Here is a 23,677-nt window from a genome sequence, read left to right on the forward strand (position 1 = left end):
AGGATGCTGGCATTCGCGTCTGACAAGATGATAGCCATCCACAACGCGACAGAGTCGTGGAAGCCACTGGGCCGGGCCTCTCGTCATCCTGGCAGGTCGCAGCCGTGCGACTCCGACGCCCCGCATCCCCATGCCCGCCCAGCGTCGCGCGCTGGTGACGCAACAGGGAGATGAGCGACACCATGGGTGCTCTCCGTGCCTTCACGGGCAAGAAGCCCTCGTCCCCTGGCAGGTCACTCTCAGCGAGGTCACAGCAAGCACTACACAGGCTCCTCACTTTTGACGCGCCTATTCAACGTTGACGGGCCGCTCCCAACAACGGTGAACGAATGTGCCCCCCAAAGAACGAATCCTCTTCCAGTCTTCTTCAATTCACCCACACATACAACAGCAGCCCCTTGGTCGTGCGCCGCAGTCGCAGTCGCATAATCACCCTTTGTCAGGGTCACCGACACCAGCTCAGTTTCTGAGTCGACAAACCCATCGATCCCAACTGTCCCGTCAGGCTCCTCCGGCCATCGCTCGAGCCTTACCACCTTCCCGATCAACTGGAAGTTCATCAACGGCTCTTGAAACCTCAGGTGAGCGCTACCCTCCCTAAGATTCCTGACGAGTTCAGGCCCAAATGAAAGAAGCCGCGGCACGCTTTTCTCAACCGGCTGCACCAAGGACCATTGAAGCGCCACATTGACCTTGACGGCGGCCCCTCCCTCCGCCATGTCCGCAACAGCATCACACAAGTTTGCACTCACCCCATGCGTGACCCCATCAAAGAACGCCTGAGCCGTATTCACAATCGCGGCCTGTCGCGCAACACTCAGAGCTGTAGCCATTCTCAACATCACCTGGCGCTCAAGCGGCTCCAAGGGTGCCGGGAACGGCAATTCCTCTTGAGCATCAGCAACTCGGGTAGCGATCGTTATCACATAACTCCCGATCCGGGTCTGACCCAATCGGGCGTTCTTCGATACAAATCTTGAGACCTTCCCTTTCAACAGGCGGCCGAAATACGGTCTTCGCTCATCCACGGCTGCCGCAGCAGCAGCATAAAGCCTGAGCGCCCCATCAAATGCCTTTACCCCGTCTTTGAGCGGAATAGTTCCATCGCGAGCATCCTCTCGCTCGATCTGCAGCTCTGCGATGTCATACCCCACATCTCGAACGCTCGTATAGACATCACCGGCCGAACGACGCTCAACGCGAGCCACTAGTTCAAGAAGCTCTGAGGTGCGTTCAGCATAGTCGCGCAAGCTTCTATCTAAGACACATATCGCGGCAACATCTTCATTGCGCCGTTGCTCAGGACGTTCCCAGCACGACGTCTTGCCCGGCCGTGTATCAAAGAGCACCCAGCCAGTTCCGCGCAGATACGCCTCGATCTCAGAAGGCGCAAGCCTCATCAGCGCTTCCTTGTTCCGGGACAGGTCGTTCACGGTACACCTCCATCCCCGACACGACGCATCATATCAACAAGAACAGGGACTGTGAGAAGCTGCCGCCGAGGAATGCGTACCGTAATGCCTTCCTGATCTGGATTCGCGGGCGGCGGAGCATCACGAAGTGAACACCAGTAACCGCAGTGCTGGAGCACGGTAGACTGCTCAGAATGCCCAACCCATCCAGCGCACTCCTTCGGAACCAGAACCACAACCAGAATCCGTGGAGCACTGTTCATTTCTCCGCGCAAGGCTTCATAATTCGTCATCGGCAGAGAGTGTGAAAAGTCGTGCTCGCGCAACTCAAACGACGCCGTGCACTTCAACTGAACATCAAGCTTTGGGGAAAATCTGTGAAAACTCCTGCTGGTTGAAATTGTGGCATCTATCCCATCGTTATCGACGGCAGTCCGAGTGACATTGAATCCGGCGGGCGCACAGATTGCGTGAAGAAATGCTCGGCTAAACTCCTCCTTCCGCATATTCATGGCCATCCCTTCACCAGGAAGTCCGGAAGCCTCGCCCTCTGCTGGCAACGCATCAACGATGCGCTTCAGCAAGTCGGCATGCACCTGATGTCGATCTGGACTTGGCGGAGCACCGGCGGAGGTTATCCCCAACGCCAAGCCAAACTGCCGATCATCCGAGGGGCCCTTGCGCTGCGCCATTCACCTAGGGTTGCGCAGGACATACCCAAAAGTCACGTCTTGACAAACAGCCCCATAGAGAAAAAGCGTCGCACCTGTCCTGGGCTGGGTCCGACGTAGGCATGTCGTCGTCCCGCGCCACGGAAGGGCCGACGTAGCCGATCCCCCACCCCGAGACTGCCAACCGCACATCTGGGTAATGACGCGAAGGGGAATCCGGACACCCTCAAGGTCGCACCGCGCCGCGAGGGTGAACTCGATGAGGTGCTTGTTCTCCGTCGTCCTCGCATCCACAACGAACTCGTCGTCCGGGAATCCCCTCCGATGGGCTCGCGGCCGGCTTGGCGCCGCCAGGGAAGGTCACTGCGTCCAGGTAGCGGGCGAAGGTGCGCTTGCGAATGACGCGTACGCCATGCAGGTCGTTACAGTCCCGCGCGAGGGCCCAGTGTGCCCTGGAGGTTGGCCATGGAGAGAAAGACGGGGAAGGCGCCCGGTGCCAGACCGCTCGAAGCCACGGGCCTACACGGGTCAGGGCTGGTAGGCGGCGCCCTGCCACACCACGGCCCCGTTCAAGCTGTTGGCGCCCGCGTGGAAGTGGCTGATGCCGCCTCCGAGAATGGACGACGCGTCCACCAGGATGAAGAGCTCTACCAGGGCGCCTAGCTCCAGCTTCTGGATGCCCTCTGCGATGCTCACCGGGTCCCACCTCTCTGCAAGGAACTGACTGCGGAGAACTCTTTCTGGCCATGAGCCATGGCGTGGTTCATGGCCACTTCATCCCCCTGATGAGGACAAGATCCAAGCGACGGCCCCGGGTCCCGCCACACCCACGCCTACGAGCCCGCTGGGTCAGGACGACATGCGCAAGCCGTCTGCCTGTGCCACGCTCCAGCGATAGCAAATAAAGGTCCACAATGTCAGACGACCAAGAGTATCCGTGGCTCGATGGGACCGAAGACCTATTCACCCCCAAGGGTGGGTGCATCCTCAATGCGTGCCTGACATACCGTAGAGGCGCGGGGTTTCATGCCTATGCCTACGGGTACCGGCGTTCAGCCGAAATGCTCTTCGAGAGCCTCCGGGAGCGCCACTATTCAGACCCACAGTACTTTGCACTCGCGTTCCTATGGAGGCAGGCACTGGAACTGACTCTCAAATATCTCCATGAAAGGCTGGGGCAATTGGAACTCATGGAGGAGCATCGGACCCCCTCCAAGAAGGCGAGCGCGTCCGCGACAACGCCGCCGGCCCGCACTCACGACCTCCGCAAGCTCTGGGCTTCCATTGAGCCGCGGATGCAAAGGTTCATGCCTGATGCTCCTGAGCATGGGTGGATTGCACGAGTAGTCGAGCAGTTCCATCGTGTCGACCCGGGGTCCGAAGAGTTCCGATACCCTGTGAAGGCGGGAACGGGCACGAAGTCACTCACTTCCCTTCCGGACAGCGTCGTAAGCCTCTCCGCGCTCGACTACAGCATGCGCGCACTCATGAATACCCTGGAGGCAGCAGGGGACGAGGTAGACCGCCTTTTCGGAAAGCATGTCGATGAACTGGAGCGCGCGGAGCAGACGAAAAGCGACAACGCGCCCGCAGAATCCACTGCCACTACCCCGCCACTTCCTGGAACTCGGCGCTGACATCGTGGGCGTTGAAGCTCTTCACCGTGGGCGACCAGCTCTCGCAGACGGCTCGCGCCACCCGCTAGAGTCCCCACATGCATCCCAACGTGCGTCGGGCTCGAGGAAGCGTGCTGCGTGCCCTGGTGTGGTTTGTCAGCGCGCTCCTCCTGCTGGCTGTCATCGCGATGGTCGCGTTCGATTGGTTCACGCGCGCGAAGTACGAGCCCACGCTCGATGCGATGCGACAGGAAGTCACGGCGCACGTGGACCTCTTCTGTCAGGAGCAGACGAAGCTCGCCGCCGACCCGTGGTTCCACGAGCCGCGCACGGAGGGCGACGCGGGGCCGCTGCTCAACGTCTGGACGGAGTGGGACCGCCCGGGCCCGTCGATGCCCGCGGACTCGCCCCTCCAGCTTCCCGCGCACTTGAAGGAGAAGAAGTCGCTGGAGGAATGGTTCGCGGCCAACCCCGATCTGTCCGCGCTCGACTTCAACTGGATGCGCGAGCTCAAGCGGTTCGACCGATGGGATATCCGCCAGAACCTTCCATTCAAACAGGAGGAGCCGTTCGACCTGATGACGGTCCCCTTTCCGAACTTCATCGTGCTGATGGAGTGGTCCAAGCTCCGGCTCCTCCAAGGCATGCGGACCGGGCAGCCCCTGGAGGCAGCTCAGGACGTGCGTCACCTCGCGTGGCTGTCGTATCGGACGGACACCCTGATCGGTTCGATGATCGCCTATACGCTCCTCGGGCTGGAACGCACGGCACATGGACTGACGAAGCAACCTCCGTCGGAGTGGCGACCGATGAGCCAGGAGCAAGGCGATCGCCTGCGCGCCGTGTTCTGGGCGAGCAAGTCGTTCTCCAACATCACCACGCCCGTGGAGGTGGCCCGGAAGGCGCGAAGCTGTGGCTCTGGCATCTCGCGCTGCCTTGGACTGGTCGAGGCGAGCAATCTGGCGAAGCATCTCCAGCCCCTCGCGGAGCCGTCGTATCGCGAGGCCTACGCGGAGCTCGAGAAGGAGATGGCCACGCCCTGCCCCACGTCGGTGTTGGTCACGCAGTGGCAGCACGGCGGCACCATCGAAGATCATCCGCCCAGCAGTGGCTCAATGCCAGACCAGGCAGGCTGGATGCGCAGTCTCCCCGGGCGATATTTCGCAAAGCACATCGCCGGAGTCCTGCTGACCGTCGCGAACCAGGACATCGACCTGCTCAAGAAGCTCCCTCAGGGACAGGCGACTCCCGCCTCCGCCGAAGCCGCTCCTTGAGCGGCGCAGGGTGGACCTTTTCGTCCACCCCTGACTCCGCAACGATTCCGCGAGGTTCCGCGCCACCCGCTGGAGCAATTCATCCGCCCTGGCCCGGCGCGTGCGCTCACCCCGTCACTCAAGTGCCTGGGATCACTCACGCGCGCACGCTTCGCCGCGTGGGCACGCGCGTTGCTGTCCAGCCGCTGACCTTCCCACCGCACCATGGGGGTGTGGGTGGGGGGCGGATGTCAGCGCTGGGGGCACAGCTCGGTGGCGACGTACGCGGCGATACCTGCGGTGGGACAAGCCCTTCTGGCCCTGCTCGAACAGGCGTGTCCGAAGCCTGAGTTCGAGGGCGCGAAGTTCCGCCTCTACCAGGCCTCCGACTTCAAGGCCCCCATGGACGAGGGCATCTCCCTCTTCCTCTTCCGCGTCACCCCCAGCACCACACGCCGCAACCTTCCCGGTCGACTCGACTCGCAGGGACGCCGCACGCGCCGCCCCCTCCCCGTCGACCTCTACTACCTGCTCACGCCCTGGGCGAAGTCCGCGGCCAAGCAACACCGGCTCCTCGGCTGGGCCATGCGCCAGCTCGAGGACACCCCCACCCTCACCGCCAGCTTCCTCAATCACTACGGCACTCCCGAGACAGACACCTTCCTCCCGGATGAAACAGTCACCGTCGTCTACGAGCCGCTATCCATCCAGGACATGCTCAACGTCTGGGAGCCCGGCAAGCCGAACATCCAGGTCTCCGCCTCGTACATCGCGCGCATGGTCGGCATCGAATCCGCCATCGCCGACGAGGAGGCCGGCCCCGTCCAGACGCGCGTGATGTCGCCCGGAAAGGTGACCGAGCGATGAGGCCCGCCATCCACGTCCTCGAGCACGTGTCGCGCGTGGCTCCGCTCGGCATCCGCTTCCGCGACGAGGCCACGGGTGCATCGATCGGCGAAGGACTGCGCGTCAGCGCGTTCCCCGAAGGACAGCCCGCGTTGCGCCGCGAATCCGTGGTCAACCGCTCGGGCATCCACCTGCTGATGAACCTCCCCGGCTTGCGAGACTTGGAGTTCGGAGGCGAGCACGCCGGCGACGACGCGTGGTGGGCCGCCCTGCCCTCGCGACGTCCCTACACCATCGAAGTGCATGACACCTTGAACCGCTTCGTGTCGTGCGCCTTCCGCGCGGCGCTTCCACATCGGGGCCTCTTCTCCCTCGACTGCGTTACCTCTCCCCCTTCGCCGTTGTCGCCACCGTCTCCCTCCGTTCCGCTCTTCTCCGCGCCCACGCGGCAGAGCGCCGTGCCCATGGCCGTCGTGCGCGCGGAGCTGTGGGACACGAAGGCGAAAGCCCCCGCCGCATGGGCGTTGGTGGAAGTCACACCCACGGGGGGCGTCACCGCGCGCGGCATGACGGATGAGCGCGGACGGCTCGCGCTGTTCTTCCCGTACCCGGCTCCCGTGGACTTCGCTCCCGGCTCGCCCGTCGACGCATCCAGCCTGCCTCCGGGGCTTCCGCTCTTGGAGCAGACCTGGCTGCTCCAGCTTCGCGTCCGTCACGACTACCGCGCACCCGGGACGGCGCTGCCGGACGTGTGCACCACGCTGTCCCAACCCCCGGCGGGGGTGTGGGCGGACACGGGCAGCCCCCAGGCGCTGCTCGAGCCAACGCTGCGCTACGGCCAGGAGCTCGTCCTGCGCACCCAGGATGCGCCTGCCTCCCGGCTGTGGATCACCCCCACGGGTTCACCTCCCTAGGAAATGACCGATGCCTGAATATCTCGCTCCCGGTGTATTCGTCGAAGAGACCAGCTTCCGCTCGAAGTCCATCGAGGGCGTGAGCACCACCACCACCGGCTTCATCGGCCCCACCCGCTACGGGCCCGTGGAGCTGGAGCCCGAGCTCATCACCAGCGTGGTGGAGTTCGAGCGCATCCACGGCAACCGCCGACAGCTCGCCTTCACCGACGACGTCACGCTGCACAACTACACGTGGCACGCGGCGCGCGCCTTCTTCGAGGAGGGCGGCAAGCGGCTCTACATCAGCCGCGCCTTCCGCCGTCCGGACGACGCGCTCTACACGGGCCTGGACACCACCATCGACCTTGGCACCGGCACCGCCGTCGCCAACGAGTACAACGACGGCCACGCCCGCGCGCTCCTGGATGCGAGCGCGAACCCCAAGACGGACACGCTGTCGCTGACGGCGCGCTTCCCGGGCTCGGCCGGCAACCTGCGCGTGCGCTTCTCCCTGCGCGTGGGCCAGAACGTCCTCTCGTTCGAGGACGGCACGCCCCGCGTGGGCGCGCTCCTGGCGCGCGACGTCGTGCTCATCCGCGACATCCAATCCCCCATCTCCAGCCCCGTGGGCACCGGCGAGTTCTACCTGGCCACGTGGGACGAGGACGTGCAGGACTGGAAGTTCACCGGCGGCGCCGGCAGCCCCCTCTTCCTCGCGTCGCTTCAAGAAAACGCGGGCTTCGAGATTCGCGTCGTCACCGTCGCCGTGACGGTCATCCCCATGGATGACCCGGCCTCCGCGCAGACGTGGGACGGGCTGGCCCTGGACCCCGGGCACACGCGCAGCGGCGCGGCGGACTCGCTGTCCGCGCGCTTCGCCTACGACGCGGACGAGCCGGCGAAGAACCGCGACGTCCCCATCATCATCTCCACGCAGAACCTGGATGACGGCGTGGAGGTGCTCGGCGCCTTCCTGGATGCCAGCCTCGCCAGCCCCATCATGAGCCCGCCGCTGGACTCCGCGCTGGAGGACCCGGACTCGCCCGAGTCGCAGCGCTCGCTGGAGGTGCTGCTCAAGGGCGGCAGCGACGGCATGCGCCCCACCGCCGACGACTACAAGGGCCAGCAGGTCCCCAACACGACGCGCAAGACGGGCCTGTTCCACTTCGAGGACCTGGAGGACATCTCCATCGTCGCCGCGCCAGGCTCCACGTTCGGCTACGAGAACGGCTACGGCGCCAACGCCGCCACCATCATCAACCTGCTCATCTCCCACGCGCAGCGGATGAAGTACCGCATCGCCGTGCTGGACAGCGGCAATGGCCAGACGCTGGGACAGGTGCGGGCGCTGCGCGCCAAGATAGACACCAGCTACGCGGCGCTCTACTACCCGTGGGTGAAGGTGCTGGACCCCGTCACGCGCCAGCCCATCTTCCTGCCGCCCAGCGGCTTCGTGGCGGGCATCTACGCGCGCAACGACGTCAACCGCGCCGTCTACAAGGCCCCCGCCAACGAAGTGGTGAACCTGGCGCTCGGCTTCGAGACGAACCTGAGCAAGGCGCAGCAGGAGGTGCTCAATCCGGAGGGCATCAACGCGTTCCGCTACTTCGAGGGGCGCGGCAACCGGCTGTGGGGCGCGCGCACGACGGCGTCGGACCCGGAGTGGAAGTACGTCAACCTGCGGCGCTACTTCGCCTATCTGGAGCGCTCCATCGACAAGGGGACCCAGTGGGCGGTGTTCGAGCCGAACGGCGAGCAGCTCTGGGCCAACGTGCGGCGCACCATTGAAGACTTCATGCTCAATGAGTGGCAGCAGGGCGCGCTGCTCGGAGAGAAGCCGGAGAAGGCGTACTTCGTGAAGTGCGACCGCAGCACCATGAGCCAGAACGACCTGGATAACGGTCGGCTGGTCTGCCTCATCGGCGTGGCGCCGCTGCGCCCGGCCGAGTTCGTCATCTTCCGCATCGGTCAGTGGACCGGCGACCGGAAGTAATCCCTCTGGAGACCACCCATGGCTGTCTTTCGTGATCGCCCCTATGTGCAGTTCAACTTCCTGGTCGACCTGGGCGCCGGCAACGGCACCGAAGGGCCGGACGCGGGCTTCCAGGAGATCTCCAACGTGGGCATGGAGGTCACCGTCGCGGAGTACCGCAACGGCAACGAGAAGGAGAACAGCGTCCGGAAAATCACCGGCCTGAACAAGGCGACGGACGTCACCATGAAGCGCGGGGTGATTGGCTCGCTCAGCCTCTACAAGTGGTTGGACCAGCTGCGCAACGGCGAGTCCAACGCGCTGCGCACCGTCACCATCCAGCTCCAGAACGAGGACCACACCGCGGTGGTGCAGACGTGGAAGCTGCTGCGCGCGCGCATCATCAAGCACGTCAGCGGCCCCTTCAACGCGAAGGGAACGGACGTGGCCATCGAGGAGCTCACCATCGCGTACGAGCGCCTGGAGATGGAGTGACGTGAGCCGCCCCGCCGCCAGACGCCTCCCCGGCTTGCGCTTCGAAATCCAGGCACCGTCCGTCGTGGACGTGTTGCCCCGGATGGACGTGGGCGCGTTCGTGGGCTTCGCCTCCTCCGGTCCCCTGCACGTGCCGGTGGCGGTGGAGGACGTGGCGGACTTCGAGGCGGTGTTCGGCGAGGCCCCGCTGCTCGCATGGGACGCCGAGCGCGGAGAGCCCGTGCAGGGGCACCTGGCCTCGGCGGTGCGCGCCTTCTTCCGCAACGGGGGACGGCGCTGCTGGGTCGTCCGCGTGGCGGGGCCCGACGCGAAGTCCAACACCTTCCCTGTCCCCGGGCTGCTGCGTTGCTCGGAAGGTGGAGCGGTGTCCACGGCCGTGGCCCGGGCGCGCTCGGAAGGGAGCTGGTCGGACCCGGTGCGCGTGGCGGCATCCATCCATCGTGAACTGGTGGACCTGGTGGACTGGAGCACCACGGGAGGCGGCGACGCGACGCTCGTCGTGACGGCCTCGGGTGGAGTGGCCGTGGGAGACCTGCTGCGCGTGGGCTTCGATGGCACCGCGTGCGCGCTGCTCGTGCCCGTGGAGTCGGTGGAGGCCGTGGGCCAGGAGGCGGCGCCGTCCTACTCGGGGCCCGCGCCTCGACGCGTGACGATGCGCGTGCGCACGAAGAAGGCCCGGTGGCTCGAATCGAGCGTGGCGCCGACGTCGCTGCCCACCGCGTCGTGGACCCGAGGCGAAGGGGAGGTCGCCACGCTCGGGGTGACGGCGATGACGGACCCGGGCCCGGGCGATGCGCCCCGTGTGCTCACCCTCACGTTGAGCGTGACTCCGGAGGGCGCGCCGCCTCCGGGCGCGGTGCTGCGGTTGATGGAGGCGTCGCTGGGCGAGCACTGGCTCCTGGTGGAGTCCGTCGTGCTGGGACAGGTGGGCGCGGGAGCGGTGCAGGTCTCCGGCGTCGCCTCTCGCGTGCTGACGTCCACGCCCGGTGCCGTGAGCTCGGCGCCAGCCTGGTGCGAGCGATTGACGCTGGGCCTGTGGACCCGCCGGAGCGCGGAGCAGCCCGCGCAGCTCGAGCGGCTCGGATTCTGCCCGAGCCATCCGCGCCACTGGGCCGCGCTGCCCACGGACACCGAGCGGGCCCGCTTCGAGGACACGGAGACGCTTCCCTCGCGGCTTCCCGAAGAGCGGCTGCCGAGCGACTGGCGCCAGGGCATCCCCAGCAGCCGCTTCCCCCTTGCCGGCCCGGGAGCGCGGGGTGAGGCGTTCTCCATTCCCCTCGGACTGTCGGACTCGCCCACCGCCTACGTGGGCTGCACGCCGCCCGCCGGGGACTCGCTGACGCGTGACGGACTTGCGTCCTTCGACGCGGACCTCTTCCTGGATGCGGACCTGAAGTCGGTGAGCATCGAGGCACTGCCGGCCCAGGCGGACTTCCTGCGCTACCAGAGCAGCCGCCCGCGCTCGCTCAAGGGCCTCCACGCCGTCATGGACCGACTGGACGCGACGTTGGTGGCCGCGCCGGACGCCATCCATCGCGCCTGGGTACTCACGGGCAGGCCCTCCGTCCCGCCGCCCGCGCCAAACGAGCCGCTGCCCGAGCCCGACTGGGGGACGTTCCTCGATTGCGCGCACGAGCCGCCGCCCGCGCCCGCGCCACTGGTCGCCTCACCACCGGAGCCCACCTCAAGTCAGCCCTTCACGCTGACCTGGGCCACGCTGCCCGGAACGGGAATCGAGTATGTGCTGGAGGAGGCGCTGCGCCCGGACTTCAGCGATGCGGCCGTGCTGTACCGGGGGCCGCTCACCACGCGCACGCTGTACGGGCGCACGCCGGGCACTCGCTACCATCGCGTCCGCGCGGAACGGGCGGGAATCACCGGACCCTGGACTCCGGGCGTGGCCGTCAGCGTGTCGCCTCCCGCGCGGTGGCAGCTGCTGCCGGCTTCGTCCTACGACGTGGGGCCGCTGCTCGCGGTGCAGCGCTCGCTGGTGCGCATGGCGCGGGCTCGCGGAGACCTGCTGGCCGTGCTGTCGCTGCCCGAGCACTACCGCGAGGAGGACGCGCTCGCGCACGCGGGGACGCTCCAGTCGCCACTCGGCGCGGAAGAGGACGGCGTGCCTCCGATTGGCTTCGCGGAGGACGCGGCGCTGTCGCACGGCGCGCTCTATCACCCGTGGACCTTCGTCTCCGAGGAGAACAAACCCGCGGAGCCCCGGCGCATGCCTCCGGACGGCAACGCGTGCGGCGTGCTCGCCCGGCGCGCGCTGGAGCGAGGCGCCTGGGTGGCTCCCGCGAACGAGCCCTGGACGGGGGTGGTGGCGCTGAGTCCGGCGTTGGGCCGCGACTGGTGGCTGGACCTCCAGGAAGCGCAGGTCAACGTCGTGCGCCAGGAGCCGCGCGCCTTCCTCACGCTGTCCGCGGACACGCTGGCAACGGACCCGGAGCTGCGGCCCATCCACGTCCGTCGGCTGCTGTCCCTGCTGCGACGCGCGGCGCTGCGCCTGGGCGCGACCTACGTCTTCGAGCCCAACGACGCCAGCTTCCGCCGCCGGGTGCAGCGCGGCTTCGAGTCACTGCTCGGAGACCTCTTCGTCCGGGGCGCCTTCGCCGGCAAGACGCGCGAAGGCGCCTTCCAGGTGGTGACGGGCTCCGAGCTGAACACGCCCACCCTCGTCGAGCAGGGCCGCTTCTACGTGGACCTGCGCGTGGCCCCTTCCCAACCCCTCACCTTCCTCAACGTGCGGCTCGTCCAGAGCGGCGACCGCGGGCTCGTCACGGAGGCGCGCTAGGCCATGGCCACGACCGAGGACGAGACGGTCATCGACCCCTTCATCGCCTTCGCCTTCGCGGTGGAGATCGACATCCCGGACCTCGCGCCCACCGCGTGCTTCGCCGCGTTCTCCGAATGCGACGGCCTGGAGATGACGATGGACGTGAAGACCATCCGCGAGGGCGGCAACAACGGCCGGCAGATTCGCCTCACCGGCGCGCACAGCTTCGGCCAGCTCACGCTCAAGCGCGGCATGAGCGCCAACGATGACCTGTGGCGGTGGTTCGAAATCATGAGGACCCGTCCCCGCCTGCGCGCGAGCGCGGAGGTGGTGATGTTCGGTCCCGGGCTCGAACGGAAGGAGCGCGCGCGCTTCGTCCTGTCGCGCTGCCTGCCCGTGAAGCTCAAGGCCCCTCCGCTCAACGCGAAGGACGGCATGGTGGCCATCGAGGAGCTTCAAATCGCCTACGAGTCCCTCACCCGCAAAGCCGGAGGCGCCTGAGCCATGTCCGACGACGCCACGCCGCTCGCGAAGGCGAAGCTGCTCCAGCTCGACTCCAACTTCGAGCACCCGATTGACGAGCAGACCACGTCCACCGTGGTGCAGTTCAACCCGGAGACGCTGAAGGTCGCCTACGCCAACCAGGTGCAGCAGCCCTCTGGAGGCGGAGACCAGCGCGGCACACCCGCGCAGCAGTTCGTCGGCGCGGGCACCACCAAGCTGAGCGTGCAGTTGTGGTTCGACGTCACGGGCCAGCCGGAGGGCGCCTCGGACGCGGTGGAGGACGTGCGCAAGCTCACCGCGAAGGTGGCCTTCTTCATCACTCCGAAGAAGGAGGGCGACAAGTTCGTCCCGCCCGCCGTGCGCTTCCTGTGGGGCAGCTTCCAGTTCGACGGAATCATGGAGTCGATGGAGGAGTCGCTGGAGCTGTTCTCCGCCGAGGGCCTGCCCCTGCGCGCCAGCGTCAGCTTCAGCCTGTCGCAGCAGAAGATCACCGCCTTCGTCTTCGCACCCACGCAGCCTCCCGCGGGAGCCAGTCCGAACCCCAGCGGCAAGGGCGCGGGAGAGGCGCCCATGAAGTCCGCGCCGGAGGGCTCGACGGTGCAGGGGCTCGCGTCGAACGAGGGCAAGGGCGCGAGCTGGCAGGGCATCGCCTCCGCGAACGGAATCGAGAACCCGAGGCGACTGGCCCCGGGGCAGCTCATCGACTTGCAGGCGGGCATCAACATCGGAGTCAGGCGGTAGCGGGGGGCGTGCATGGCCGTGGTCATCAACGAGATGGAAGTGGTGAGCGCGCCGCCAGCGGCGTCCACGCCGTCAGGGGGCGGGTCCGGGGGCTCGGCCGAAGGTGGCGCGTCAGCGGTGCAGAAGGCGCACGAGCAGGAGCGCGCCCAGGTCCTCCACCGCGAACGGCACGCACGCGTGCGCGCGCACTGAGTCGGAGAGCGCCATGGCCGACGGAACAAGCAATGACTCCAAGCTGCGCGCCTCCCGCCCCACGCTGCGGGTGGACGGTCGCGAGCACCCCACGCTCGCCAGTGGGCTGCTGGAGCTGTGCATCGTCGAGACGGCGCAAGGGCTGTACCGGTGCGAGGCGACGTTCGGCAACTGGGGTCCGAAGGATGGCGAGACGGGGTTTCTCTACTTCGACCTCTCGGTGCTCGACTTCGGCAAGCCTTTCGAGGTGCGGCTGGGCACCCAGGATGTCCTCTTCGAGGGGCGCATCACCGGCCTGGAGGCCGGCTTCCCGGAGAGCGCCTCCCCCACCCTCACGGTGCTGGCCGAGGACCGCCTCCAGGACCTGCGGATGACGCGGCGGACGGCGACGTACGAGAACGCGACGGACGAGGACGTCCTGCGCCAACTCGCGGGCAAACATGGCCTGACGGCCGAGGTGGAGGTCCCAGGGCCCAAGCACCCCGTGCTGGCCCAGGTGAACCAGAGCGACCTCGCCTTCCTGCGCGAGCGCTGCCGTGCGCTGGGCGCGGAGCTGTGGGTGGAGGGCCGCACGCTGAAGGCGAAGGCGCGCGCAAGCCGCTCCAGTGGCCAGCCCCTGAAGCTGGGACGTGGCAACGAGCTGATGTCCTTCACGGTGCTGGCGGACCTGGCGGGGCAGCGCTCCTCGGTGACGGTGAGCGGGTGGAACGTGGCGGAGAAGGACGCGATTGCGTGTGAGGCCGGCCCTTCGGTGCTGGGCGCGGAGCTGGAGAAGGACGAGAGCGGGGCGAGCCTGCTGGCCTCGAAGCTGGCCGAGCGCAAGGAAGCCGTGGTGCACGCGGCCCCCATGAGTGTCCCGGAGGCGCAGGCGCGCGCGGACGCGCACTTCCGACAACAGGCACGGCGCTTCGTGGTGGGACGTGGCACGGCGCAGACAGACGCGAAGCTGCGCGTGGGGGCGCGCGTGGAGCTGACGGGCCTGGGGCCGCTGTTCAGCGGCAAGTACCACCTGGCCGAGGTGAAGCACCTGTTCGACGGCGCGCGCGGCCTTCGCACGGAGCTGGTGGCGGAGCGCGTGGGACTGGGGAAGGCGTCATGAGCGCGGACGCGGCGTGGGAACAGGTGTTGGACGAGCGCGTCGCGGACGGCCTGGGTGGTCGCTTCTACGGCCTGTATCCAGCGCGAGTCACGGACCTCAAGGACCCGGACAGCCAGGGTCGGGTGAAGGTGCTGCTGCCGTGGGCCGCCGACGCGGCGGGGGGCGGACGCTACGAGGCGTGGGCACGACTGGCCACGCTGATGGGCGGCAAGAATCGCGGCTCCTGGTTCGTGCCGGACGTGGATGACGAGGTGCTCGTCGGCTTCGAGGCGGGCGACGCTCGGCGGCCCTATGTCGTCGGCGCGTTGTGGAACGGGAAGGACACGCCGCCGGAGTCCATGGACGGCGCGGGTCGCAACGCGAAGAAGGTGCTGCGCTCGCGCAACGGCATCGTCATCACGCTCGATGACACGGACGGACAGGAGACGCTCACGCTGGAGACGCCCGCCGGTCAGACGGTGACGCTCAAGGACGGGCCCGGCTCCATCGAGGCGAAGGACAGCAACGGCAACTCGCTGAAGATGGAGCCCAGCGGCATCACCGTGAATGCCGCGGCCAAGGTCACCATCAACGCGAGCACGGCGGAGATTTCGGCCGGGATGCTCACCGTCAACGCGGGCATGTCCAAGTTCAGCGGCGTGGTGCAGGCGGACACGGTCATCACCAACAGCGTGGTCAGCGCCTCGTATACGCCGGGCGCGGGGAACGTGTGGTGATGGCGACAACCCTTCCCCATCCGGTGCAGTGGGTGACGGCCTCGCCGTTGTGGGGCCCCGCGCCCGACAAGCTGGCGCGACTCCAGGCGCCCGGCATCCTCCAGTTCGACTCGGATCGCTTCATGGAGGAGCTGGCGGAGCGACTCCAGGCGCCCACGCGGCCGGACCTGACGGACCTGCTGGTGACGCGCTTCAAGAGCTACCGCGAGCGCATGCCCGGCGAACCTCCCGACGACGAGGTCAATACGCCGCCCAAGCTGTACCAGCCGGCGCACGGGCGCTTCTATCTGGTGGCCGCGAGCCTCGTGTGTCGACTGCCGGGCCTGCCGGACCACGTCGTGGACACCGCGAGCGGAGAGAAGGCCGCGTTCGTCCTGCGTCGCTCCCTGGGCGGCGGCAAGGAAGGCGCGTGGGTGCCAGCTTCGCCCGGCAGTCCCGCCGACAAGCGGCGCATCTGGAAGGAGCTGAGCACGGCGGAGACAGGCGCGCTGGCGAAGGGCGAGGAACTCTTGCCCCTCTTCCCGATGAACTTCGCCTCCGAGGGGAAACGGCGACGGATGCTCGTGGGGCTGGTGCCCACCTCCAGTCGCGACACCTTCGAGTCCGCGGCAGCCTTCCAGGACGACGACCCGAGCACGGGGTTGGACCCGGACAAGATGCTGGCGGACGAGGCCGAGGGGCAGGTGGTCGCGCCGTTCGAGCAGCTCCTCGCGTACACGAAGGCGACGAGCGAGGCGGTGGCCGTCCAGAAGGAAGTAACGCGCTTCCTGCTCGTGGACTTCGCCACCTTCCTGGAGGAGCGCCTCCCCGCGCTGTGGACGCTCCTGGACAAGGCGTCACCAGGACCCACGCCCGCGGCGGGTTCTCCCCTGCGCACGCTGTTCCTGTTGCTGACAGGCAGCCACCGCGTGGAGGGCAGCTCCGGGGACACGTGGCAGCAGGCGCTGCGCAAGGCGATGCAGCAGCGCACGGCCATCCTCAACGGCGGCACGGGCGGGCTCGACTACAACCTGCGGCTCTGCACCGAGGTGACGGTGGCGGCGCTGCGCTCGGCGTTGGGCGCGGCGGTGGTGGCGGGGGTGTACTCGCTGCCCTCGGAGCCGGAGCCGGTGTCCAAGCTGGAGGAGCCGGGCAAGGCGCTCTACGTGCTGCGGTGCGTGTATTTGAAGCCGGCGTGCGGCGCACTGTGCCCGCCCATCGTCAGCGCGCCATCGAAGGGTTTCACCCTGGCGCCGTTCTTTGATTCGGACGCACCCGCGCGACCGGTGCGCATCGAGCTGCCGTTGGACACCAGCATCCGGGGGCTGCGCAAGTTCAAGAAGAACGTCGGCTTCACGCTGTCGAAGGGGCTGCGCAAGCAGATGTCTCGGGTGGCGGGGTTGGAGAAGACGATGAAGGGGGAACTCGATGATGGGCTGAGCTTCGACCTGGGAGAGCTGTGCATGTTCTCCATTCCCATCATCACGCTCTGCGCGTTCATCGTCCTGATGATCTTCTTCAGCCTGCTCAACATCATCTTCTGGTGGATGCCCTTCCTGAAAATCTGTCTGCCCAAGCCCAGGGTGGGGTGAGTCCATGGACGCCGGAAAACTCATTGGACGCGGCCTCGGCTTCCCCCCACGCGTGGGCCCGGATGGGCGCATGCAGTGGTCCGAGGGTGAGCGCAACGTGCGTGAAGCCATTCAAATCATCCTCGCCACCGAGCAACGCGAGCGGCTGATGTTGCCGGAGTTCGGCGCGGGGCTCGGGCGCTTCCTGTTCGAGCCGAACACCGTCACCACACGGCATCAAATCGCCGATCGCATCAACCGGGCCCTGGCGCAGTGGGAGCCCCGCATCGCGGTGGAGTCGGTCAGCGTGGACGCGGACCCACAGGACGCTCGGGCCGCCACGGCGACCATCACCTACAAGCTCGTGGCCACCGGCGCACGAGAGCGGCTCAACCTGAGCGTCACGCTCGCGGGGTAACGACATCGTGCCACTCACCCTCCCGCCCATCGATGACCGCAAGTACCAGCAGCTCCTCGACGAGGCGCTGGCACGCATCCCCATCCACAACCCCGAGTGGACCAACTTCAACAAGTCCGACCCGGGCGTCACGCTGCTGGAGCTCTTCGCCTTCCTGACGGAGAGCCTGCTGTACCGCGCCAACCAGATTCCGGAGCGCAACCGGCTCAAGTTCCTCCAACTGCTCGGCGTGCCGCTGCTGCCGGCCGCGTCCGCGCGCGGCCTCGTCGCCTTCCGCAACGAGCGCGGCGGTCCGCCGCAGGCCCTCACGCTGACGGAGGGCGTGGAGGTCCGCGCCGGCCAGGTGCCCTTCCGCACCGAGCGCGGCCTGGACGTGCTGCCCGTGGAGGCGGCGTGCTTCTACAAGCGGAGCGTCGCGCCCGAGGAGCGGGTGAAGGAGTACTACCAGGAGCTCTACGCCTCCTTCACCGCCACCGCGCCGCCGCCCGCGCCGCTCAACGAACTCCAGTTCTACGAGACGACGCCCTTCTCTCCGCGCGGCACGGAGCCGTTGGACCTCAACACCGAGACGCTGGACAAGGCGCTGTGGGTGGCGCTGCTGCTGCGGCCCGCGGACCGGAAACTCCCCGATGCGCTGACACGAGCGAGGGAAGAGCTGAAGGGCAAGGTGCTGACGGTGGGCCTCGCGCCCGCCGGTGGCTCCGAGGGACGAGACCTGGTCCCCAATGGACAGGCGCGGCCCGTGGGCTCGGCGGTGCTCCATTTCCAGCTTCCCCGCTTGCCCGTGGACGGCAAGCTCCCGGAGGACCCGGCGCTGCGCAACGCGAGCTGGCGCACCCTGGTCACCTCGGAGATGCCTGGCGAGCCCTCCGTGGTGGACGTCCCCCTGCCCTCCACGCTCGGCGAGCTGGAGCTGTGGACGAACCTGGACCCGCTGGAGGCGGGCACGCGGGACTTCCCTCCCTCGCTCGACGACGAGGAACTGGAGGCGCGCGTCATCACCTGGGTGCGCATCACCGCTTCGGCGCCGGTGACGACGAAGCTCCTGTGGGCCGGCATCAACGCCGCGCCCGTGTCCCAGCGAGAGCGCGTGACGAGCGAGCTGCTGCCCACGGGCTCGGGCGAGCCGGACCAGGCGCTGAAGCTGTCGCGCGCGCCGGTGTTGCCGGGCTCGGTGAAGCTGAGCGTCACGGTGAATGGAATCACCGAGACGTGGGAGGAAATCGATGACCTGACGAGCGCGGGCCCCGAGGTCTCCGTGCCGGACCCGCGCCTGCCGCCCGGCTCGCCGCGCCCCGCGCAGACACGCGTGAAGGTGTTCCGTCTGGACGCGGAGGCGGGAGAGCTTCGCTTCGGTGACGGTGCCCACGGCGCGAGGCCGCCGCTTGGGGCCACGCTGCGCGCTGACTATGACCACGGCGTGGGTCGCGCCGGCAATGTGGCCACGGGCACGGTGGCGAGTGGGCCCGCGCTTCCTCCAGGCATCCAGGTGGCGAATCCGCTGCCCACGTGGGGCGGCTCCGACGCGGAGGGCGTGCGCGAAGGAGAGCGGCACATCTCGCGGTTCCTCCAGCACCGGGACAGGCTGGTGACAGCGCAGGACTTCGAGGCGGTGACGCTGCGCACGCCCGGCGTCGCGGTGGGCCGAGTGGATGTGCTGCCCGCGTTCCACCCTGCCCTCTCGCCCAATGAGCCAGGCGATGCACCCGGCGCGGTGACGGTGTTGGCCATTCCCCGCGCGGAGCCTGACGCGCGCGAGGCGGAGGGGCCGGACACGTTCCTCGATGCGATTGCCTGCTGGCTCGCGCCGCGTCGACTGGTGACGACCGAGGTCTTCGTGCGCCGCCCCCAGTACAAGCCCGTCTGGGTGACGGTGGGCCTGGAGGTGGTGGCGGGAGTCTCGCAGGCACAGGTGCGCGAGGCGGTGAAGGCGGCCCTCATCGAGTTCCTGTCTCCCCTGCCCCCCGAGGACGCGGAGTTGCTGGAGCAGACGGTGTCGCTGGCGGGCGCGAACCTGTCCACGGTGGCCCGGCGTGGCTGGCCGCTGCGCAAGGCGGTGGTGTCGCTGGAGCTGGCGGCGGTGGCCAGTCGCGTGGCGGGCGTGGCGCTGGTGCGCGGGGTGCGACTGGGGCTGGCCACGGGCACTCAGCAGGACCAGATACCGATGACGGGGCTCCAGCTCCCCCGGCTCGCCGGACTCTCGGTGGCCGTGGGTGACGCGCCCTCGCTCGACGACCTGCGCGGCACGTCCGTCACGACGACGCAGCGGCCGTTCGTCTCGGTGCCCATCGTCCCCGAGGAGTGCCGATAGATGGATGCCAACGGCGCTCGTTTTCATCTGCTGCTCGGTCGCGACGACTGGGGCCGCTGCACCTCGAAGGGCCGCGTTCTCTCCGAAGCGTGGAGCGAGGCGTCCGGCACCGGCGCGGACGTCGCGTGGGACTCATCGCGCTCGGAGGTGTCCCTGCGCGCGGAGCTGTTCCGCTTCATCGCCGCGCCGCGCGACGTGCCTCCCGTGCTGCAGGACCGGCGCGGCGCCGCGAAGGACCGCTATGGCAACGTCTACTGGGTGGCTCTCGACGGACGCACGCTGAAGGTGCTCTCCAGCGGTTCGAGGCAGACGAGCGACTTCTGGCCCGTCACGCCCGAGGCCGCACCCGTCTCCGGCACGGGCGGCTTCGGCCCGCTGATTCCGCCCACGCCTCCCACGCCCGAGCTGCTCGGAGCCATGGCCATCAGCGGGCATCACTACCTGGTCGTCGGCACGCTCGCGCCCGCGGGGCTGCTCGTGTTCGACCTGCACTCGGGCGGCCCTCCGGTGCGACACCTGTGGCCCACGGGTGTGCCCTTCGCGCCGTGGGACATGGCGGCCACTCCCGATGGCGGCGTGGTGGTGCTGGACCGTCAGCACCGCCGCCTGTGGCGCCTGGACGCGGGCTTCCGCGTGGTGCGCACGGGCGTGGATGACGTGCTCTCCGCGTCACGGGTGGAAGCCTTCCAGCCCCTGGCCGGAGGACCGACGCGAACGATTCCCGCCGTCACCTTCCCACGGCCGGTGACGCTGGATGCGTCGACGCCCGTCGCCGCCCAGGACCCCATCTCCGTGGAGGTGCTGCCCGACGGCCGCGTGCTCGTGCTGGACCGGGGCACCGAGGACAGTCGCCTGTTGGTCTACCGCGACGGCGTCCTGACAGGCGCCCCCGTGCCGCTGGAGGTCGATGGCCTCCTTGGCGACAACAGTCCCGCGTCGTCGTACGTCCTGGTGGCGCATGACATGGCGCTGCTTCCGGCCGGGTCGGATGGCTCGGTGGGCCGCGTCGTCGTGGTGGGTCGGGACGGCAACCAGGCCTTCGCCTTCGAGCTGCACACCTCGGAAGGCGGCGACCTCGTCGCGGTGGCGCAGCCGGAGTACCTGCCGCTGCGGTTGTTTGGCGGCAAGGCGCTCATCGCCTCGGACGGGCAGGCCCTCTACGACTTCGCGGACACGTTCATCCCGCTCGTGGCGCAGCGACGCCCGCGCTACGTCTCCGAGGGCACGCTGCGCACGCCCGTGCTCGATGGACGGACGCCTGACTGCGTGTGGCATCGGCTGCTGTTGGACGGCTCCCTTCCGCCCGGAGCACGCATCGTCGTGCGCAGTCGCGCGGCCAATGAGCGCTCGGACCTGGAGGCCCTTCCCTTCAGCGAAGAGCCCGCGCTCTACAAGCGAGGAGCCGGCTCCGAGCTGCCCTTCACCACGACGGCGCGGGGCGAGCACCGAGGCACCTTCGAGGTGCTCTTCCAGCGCGCCAGGGGCCGCTTCGCGCAGGTGGAGCTGGTCCTCCAGGGAGGCGGCGCCGCGACTCCGCGCATCCACGCGATGCGAGCGTGGTACCCGCGCTTCTCCTACGCGGAGCAGTACCTCCCAGGCCTGTACCGACAGGACCCTGAGTCGGCCAGCTTCCTGGACCGCTTCCTCGCGAACCCCGAGGGACTGCTCACGCCCCTGGAAGACCGCATCGCCGCCGCACAGGTCCTCTTCGACGCGAGGAGCGCGCCCCCGGAGGCGCTCGAGTGGCTGGCCTCCTGGTTCGGCGTGGCGCTGGACCCGGCCTGGGACGAGACGCGTCGCCGCCTCTTCCTCCGTCACACGCTGGACTTCTTCCAGTGGCGAGGCACGCCGCGCGGCCTGCGCATGGCGCTGCGCGTGGCCCTGGACGACTGCCCTGACGCGTCCATCTTCACCGATGACACCGAGCCGACGCGCGCCCGCTACCGCATCGTCGAGCGCTTCCGCACCGCGCGCACCCCGTTCCTCTTCGCGACGGACACCTCCGAGGCGGGAGGCATCCGCATCCAGCCCGCCGCCACGTCGCGCCGCTGGGAACCGTCCCAAGGCATCGCGAGGCTGCTGGAGCGCTATCAAGCCGCGCTCTCCGACGCGGGTGTGACGGCGGCGTCCGATGCGCTCCCCTTGCGCGAGCCCACCCAGGCCGCGGTGGCCACCGTGTGGCGAGCCTTCACGCAGGAGACGCTCGGCTTCATCCCGGCCGCCACGGCAGCGAGCGCGCCGCGCTGGCTCGACTTCCTCACGCGACGCTATCGGACGGTGCAGGCCCTCAACGCGGCGCATGGCACCACGCTGACGGACTTCACGCAGGCCGTGTTGCCAGTGACGCTGCCCGGGGACGGTCCGGCGCAGTCGGACTGGTACCACTTCGAAACGGTGGTGCTGCCGGTGCGTGCGGCGGCCCATCGCTTCACGGTGGTGCTGCCCGTCCCACGAGGCAGCGCGGCGCAGGAGCAGCGCGCGCGACAAGAGCAGGCGATGCGGGTGGTGGCGGTGGAGAAGCCGGCCCACACCGTGTTCGACGTGAAGTTCTACTGGGACATGTTCCGCGTCGGCGAAGCCCGCCTGGGCGTGGACACCCTGGTCGATCTGGGCAGCCGTGCCCCCGAGCTGATGCCCGCCATGCGGCTCGGACGCGAATACCTGGCGGAAAGCCATCTGGCCCCGAGACCACCCCAGGACGCCGCGGACCGGCGAATCCTGGGGCGGGACTTGCTCGGGCGCCGTGAGACCCACGGGAGCGACATCCAATGAGCACCTTCACTTCCACGTCAGTGCAGCGCGCGCCGGCCGACCCGACCAGACACGTCAACTACGTGCTCGGCATGGTGCTGGGCGTGGACGACTTCACCCAGGAGTTCGCCTACCTGTCGGAGCGAGACAGATGGCTCGCGCGCGACCTCCTCGGCTACGGCACCGCCTGGGGCCTCGCCGTGAGCCACGGCACCGGCACGCGCGGCCCGGAGGTGCGCGTCACCCCCGGCGCGGCGCTGACACCGCGAGGACAACTGGTCCGCGTGACGCCCACCCAGTGCGCCGCGCTCAACGACTGGCTCATCGCGCGCGGCACGGAGGTGGATGCCTACCTGCGTGCCGGCAACCGGCTGACGGTCTACGTGGTGCTTCGTCACCGCGACTGCCTGACGGACCCGGTCCCCGTGCCGGGAGAGCCGTGCCGCACCGAGGACGACACCACCGCGCCCTCGCGTGTGACGGACGACTTCCACCTGGAGCTGGCGCTCCAGCCGCCCCCGCCTCCGCTCGAGGAGAGCGCGGTGCGCGACTTCGTGCGCTGGCTGCGGCGGAACATGAACGTGGTCTCCTCCACGCCCACGCCCACGACGCTGGAGCAGTTCATCACCCTGCTGCGCGGCTCCGTCGTCCCCTCGTCGCCGGTGTCACCGGTGGACGACTACGTGCTGGACGACCCGCCGGGTGGACCCCTGCCGGTGCTGGAGACGGACGTGGAGGCCTTCCTGCGCGAGGCGTCGCGGCTGTGGGTGACGGAGCTGCGTCCCTTGTGGCGGACGAACTGGCTGGGCGAGTCCCAGGGCTGCACCCAACCCGTGTCTCCCGCGCCGGAGTCGCCGAACGACGGCGTCCTGCTGGCGGCCGTGGACCTGCCGTTGGTGCGCGAGCTGGGCACCGGTCCGTGGAAGGTCGACGCGGCGGGCACGAAGACGGTGGACGAGAGGCAGCGGCCGTACCTGCTGCACCAGCGCATGCTCCAGGAGTGGCTGCTGGCGGGGCTCGCCCGTGACGCCTCTGCGGTGCACCACCCGGACAACCTGCAGCCCTACTCCCTCATCGCGGCGGGAATGATTCCCATCGACGACACCTCCACCGACGTTGGCTACAACGGTTTGAAGGCGACGAAGGTGGACGTCGGGCTCGTGACGCTGAGCTTCGACGGCTTCGCGCACCAGCCGGACCAGTGGCGCTACGTGGTCAAGGCGACGCTGGTGGAGCCGCAGAACGGACTGGTGACGCAGCCCTCCGTCACCTTCGTACGCGCGGACGCGGATGGCCTGCTGCTGAAGGTGCGGGACAAGGACGCCCTTCTTCCCATCGCCACCCTGCGCAAGCTGGGCCTCATCGTGGAGGTGAGCCAGTACGCCGTCCCCGCGAAGAAGAAATCCTCCAGTGGCGACGCGAAGCCGAAGGCCCGCGTTGGCACGGAAGGCACGAGGTAGG

At 68.3% G+C, this 23,677-nt stretch carries 22 protein-coding genes; 17 read left to right on the top strand and 5 right to left on the bottom strand.

Annotated elements, in window-relative coordinates; all coding sequences use genetic code 11:
• Nucleotides 1–260: 260 nt before the first annotated feature.
• From HR086_RS03715 to HR086_RS03735, 5 genes are all read right to left on the bottom strand, one after another.
• Nucleotides 261–1,433: a hypothetical protein gene (locus tag HR086_RS03715; RefSeq protein WP_174464890.1), complete on the bottom strand. Its 1,173-nt coding sequence runs from the start codon at nt 1,431–1,433 to the stop codon at nt 261–263.
• On the bottom strand, nt 1,430–1,996 hold the full coding sequence (locus HR086_RS03720) for a DUF4365 domain-containing protein (RefSeq protein ID WP_174464891.1): 567 nt from the start codon (nt 1,994–1,996) through the stop codon (nt 1,430–1,432). The genes HR086_RS03715 and HR086_RS03720 overlap by 4 nt, the downstream gene beginning before the upstream one ends.
• A gap of 108 nt (nt 1,997–2,104) precedes the next feature.
• Entirely contained in the window at nt 2,105–2,377 is a 273-nt protein-coding gene (locus HR086_RS49680) for a hypothetical protein (RefSeq protein ID WP_174464892.1), read from the bottom strand.
• Nucleotides 2,310–2,639 carry a hypothetical protein gene (locus tag HR086_RS49685; RefSeq protein WP_174464893.1) on the bottom strand — a complete coding sequence of 110 codons (330 nt, stop codon included), beginning with the start codon at nt 2,637–2,639 and terminating at the stop codon, nt 2,310–2,312. The genes HR086_RS49680 and HR086_RS49685 overlap by 68 nt, the downstream gene beginning before the upstream one ends.
• The gene (locus tag HR086_RS03735) at nt 2,612–2,779 is read right to left on the bottom strand and encodes a hypothetical protein (RefSeq protein ID WP_174464894.1); all 168 of its coding nucleotides are present in this window, start codon (nt 2,777–2,779) and stop codon (nt 2,612–2,614) included. Before HR086_RS03735 ends, HR086_RS49685 begins: the two co-directional genes overlap by 28 nt.
• A gap of 218 nt (nt 2,780–2,997) precedes the next feature.
• Here HR086_RS03735 and HR086_RS03740 point away from each other — a divergent pair, with 218 nt between their 5' ends.
• The 17 genes from HR086_RS03740 to HR086_RS03820 all read left to right on the top strand — a co-directional run bounded on the left by HR086_RS03740 (nt 2,998) and on the right by HR086_RS03820 (nt 23,676).
• Complete coding sequence (locus HR086_RS03740) at nt 2,998–3,720, top strand: hypothetical protein (protein ID WP_174464895.1); 723 nt, start codon at nt 2,998–3,000, stop codon at nt 3,718–3,720.
• A gap of 77 nt (nt 3,721–3,797) precedes the next feature.
• The gene (locus HR086_RS03745) at nt 3,798–4,973 is read left to right on the top strand and encodes a hypothetical protein (RefSeq protein WP_174464896.1); all 1,176 of its coding nucleotides are present in this window, start codon (nt 3,798–3,800) and stop codon (nt 4,971–4,973) included.
• A 279-nt stretch (nt 4,974–5,252) separates the two neighbouring features.
• The gene (locus tag HR086_RS03750) at nt 5,253–5,819 is read left to right on the top strand and encodes a DUF4255 domain-containing protein (protein ID WP_174464897.1); all 567 of its coding nucleotides are present in this window, start codon (nt 5,253–5,255) and stop codon (nt 5,817–5,819) included.
• The gene (locus HR086_RS03755; protein WP_174464898.1) at nt 5,816–6,712 is read left to right on the top strand and encodes a hypothetical protein; all 897 of its coding nucleotides are present in this window, start codon (nt 5,816–5,818) and stop codon (nt 6,710–6,712) included. The genes HR086_RS03750 and HR086_RS03755 overlap by 4 nt, the downstream gene beginning before the upstream one ends.
• Before the next feature lie 10 nt (nt 6,713–6,722).
• The gene (locus HR086_RS48265) at nt 6,723–8,687 is read left to right on the top strand and encodes a phage tail sheath subtilisin-like domain-containing protein (protein ID WP_174464899.1); all 1,965 of its coding nucleotides are present in this window, start codon (nt 6,723–6,725) and stop codon (nt 8,685–8,687) included.
• 18 nt (nt 8,688–8,705) lie between these two features.
• Nucleotides 8,706–9,161 carry a phage tail protein gene (locus tag HR086_RS03765; protein ID WP_141643598.1) on the top strand — a complete coding sequence of 152 codons (456 nt, stop codon included), beginning with the start codon at nt 8,706–8,708 and terminating at the stop codon, nt 9,159–9,161.
• A gap of 1 nt (nt 9,162) precedes the next feature.
• On the top strand, nt 9,163–11,952 hold the full coding sequence (locus HR086_RS03770) for a phage tail sheath family protein (protein ID WP_174464900.1): 2,790 nt from the start codon (nt 9,163–9,165) through the stop codon (nt 11,950–11,952).
• A 3-nt stretch (nt 11,953–11,955) separates the two neighbouring features.
• Nucleotides 11,956–12,435: a phage tail protein gene (locus tag HR086_RS03775; RefSeq protein WP_174464901.1), complete on the top strand. Its 480-nt coding sequence runs from the start codon at nt 11,956–11,958 to the stop codon at nt 12,433–12,435.
• 3 nt (nt 12,436–12,438) lie between these two features.
• Nucleotides 12,439–13,179 (top strand): peptidoglycan-binding protein, encoded by a 741-nt coding sequence (locus HR086_RS03780; protein WP_174455682.1) that lies wholly within the window; start codon nt 12,439–12,441, stop codon nt 13,177–13,179.
• Nucleotides 13,180–13,191: 12 nt separating this feature from the next.
• On the top strand, nt 13,192–13,371 hold the full coding sequence (locus HR086_RS03785; protein ID WP_174455683.1) for a hypothetical protein: 180 nt from the start codon (nt 13,192–13,194) through the stop codon (nt 13,369–13,371).
• Nucleotides 13,372–13,384: 13 nt separating this feature from the next.
• Nucleotides 13,385–14,470, top strand: a complete 1,086-nt coding sequence (locus HR086_RS03790) for a phage late control D family protein (protein WP_174464902.1) — start codon at nt 13,385–13,387, stop codon at nt 14,468–14,470.
• Nucleotides 14,467–15,186: a phage baseplate assembly protein V gene (locus tag HR086_RS03795; protein WP_141643592.1), complete on the top strand. Its 720-nt coding sequence runs from the start codon at nt 14,467–14,469 to the stop codon at nt 15,184–15,186. The genes HR086_RS03790 and HR086_RS03795 overlap by 4 nt, the downstream gene beginning before the upstream one ends.
• Entirely contained in the window at nt 15,186–16,757 is a 1,572-nt protein-coding gene (locus tag HR086_RS03800; RefSeq protein WP_174464903.1) for a hypothetical protein, read from the top strand. The genes HR086_RS03795 and HR086_RS03800 overlap by 1 nt, the downstream gene beginning before the upstream one ends.
• Before the next feature lie 70 nt (nt 16,758–16,827).
• Nucleotides 16,828–17,154 carry a GPW/gp25 family protein gene (locus tag HR086_RS03805; protein WP_254626157.1) on the top strand — a complete coding sequence of 109 codons (327 nt, stop codon included), beginning with the start codon at nt 16,828–16,830 and terminating at the stop codon, nt 17,152–17,154.
• 7 nt (nt 17,155–17,161) lie between these two features.
• Nucleotides 17,162–19,465, top strand: a complete 2,304-nt coding sequence (locus HR086_RS49690; protein WP_174464904.1) for a baseplate J/gp47 family protein — start codon at nt 17,162–17,164, stop codon at nt 19,463–19,465.
• The gene (locus HR086_RS03815; RefSeq protein ID WP_174464905.1) at nt 19,466–22,237 is read left to right on the top strand and encodes a phage tail protein; all 2,772 of its coding nucleotides are present in this window, start codon (nt 19,466–19,468) and stop codon (nt 22,235–22,237) included.
• Nucleotides 22,234–23,676, top strand: a complete 1,443-nt coding sequence (locus HR086_RS03820) for a hypothetical protein (RefSeq protein ID WP_174464906.1) — start codon at nt 22,234–22,236, stop codon at nt 23,674–23,676. Before HR086_RS03815 ends, HR086_RS03820 begins: the two co-directional genes overlap by 4 nt.
• The last annotated feature ends 1 nt before the right edge of the window (nt 23,677 follow it).

The sequence above is a fragment of the Myxococcus sp. CA039A genome, from assembly GCF_013336645.1.
GTDB lineage: Bacteria > Myxococcota > Myxococcia > Myxococcales > Myxococcaceae > Myxococcus > Myxococcus llanfairpwllgwyngyllgogerychwyrndrobwllllantysiliogogogochensis.

Coding starts and splice junctions, on each gene's coding strand:
- HR086_RS03740 (WP_174464895.1), top strand. CDS start 2,998: ATGTCAGACGACCAAGAGTATCCGTGGCTCGATGGGACCGAAGACCTA.
- HR086_RS03745 (WP_174464896.1), top strand. CDS start 3,798: ATGCATCCCAACGTGCGTCGGGCTCGAGGAAGCGTGCTGCGTGCCCTG.
- HR086_RS03755 (WP_174464898.1), top strand. CDS start 5,816: ATGAGGCCCGCCATCCACGTCCTCGAGCACGTGTCGCGCGTGGCTCCG.
- HR086_RS48265 (WP_174464899.1), top strand. CDS start 6,723: ATGCCTGAATATCTCGCTCCCGGTGTATTCGTCGAAGAGACCAGCTTC.
- HR086_RS03765 (WP_141643598.1), top strand. CDS start 8,706: ATGGCTGTCTTTCGTGATCGCCCCTATGTGCAGTTCAACTTCCTGGTC.
- HR086_RS03775 (WP_174464901.1), top strand. CDS start 11,956: ATGGCCACGACCGAGGACGAGACGGTCATCGACCCCTTCATCGCCTTC.
- HR086_RS03780 (WP_174455682.1), top strand. CDS start 12,439: ATGTCCGACGACGCCACGCCGCTCGCGAAGGCGAAGCTGCTCCAGCTC.
- HR086_RS03785 (WP_174455683.1), top strand. CDS start 13,192: ATGGCCGTGGTCATCAACGAGATGGAAGTGGTGAGCGCGCCGCCAGCG.
- HR086_RS03790 (WP_174464902.1), top strand. CDS start 13,385: ATGGCCGACGGAACAAGCAATGACTCCAAGCTGCGCGCCTCCCGCCCC.
- HR086_RS03795 (WP_141643592.1), top strand. CDS start 14,467: ATGAGCGCGGACGCGGCGTGGGAACAGGTGTTGGACGAGCGCGTCGCG.
- HR086_RS03800 (WP_174464903.1), top strand. CDS start 15,186: ATGGCGACAACCCTTCCCCATCCGGTGCAGTGGGTGACGGCCTCGCCG.
- HR086_RS03805 (WP_254626157.1), top strand. CDS start 16,828: ATGCAGTGGTCCGAGGGTGAGCGCAACGTGCGTGAAGCCATTCAAATC.
- HR086_RS03815 (WP_174464905.1), top strand. CDS start 19,466: ATGGATGCCAACGGCGCTCGTTTTCATCTGCTGCTCGGTCGCGACGAC.
- HR086_RS03820 (WP_174464906.1), top strand. CDS start 22,234: ATGAGCACCTTCACTTCCACGTCAGTGCAGCGCGCGCCGGCCGACCCG.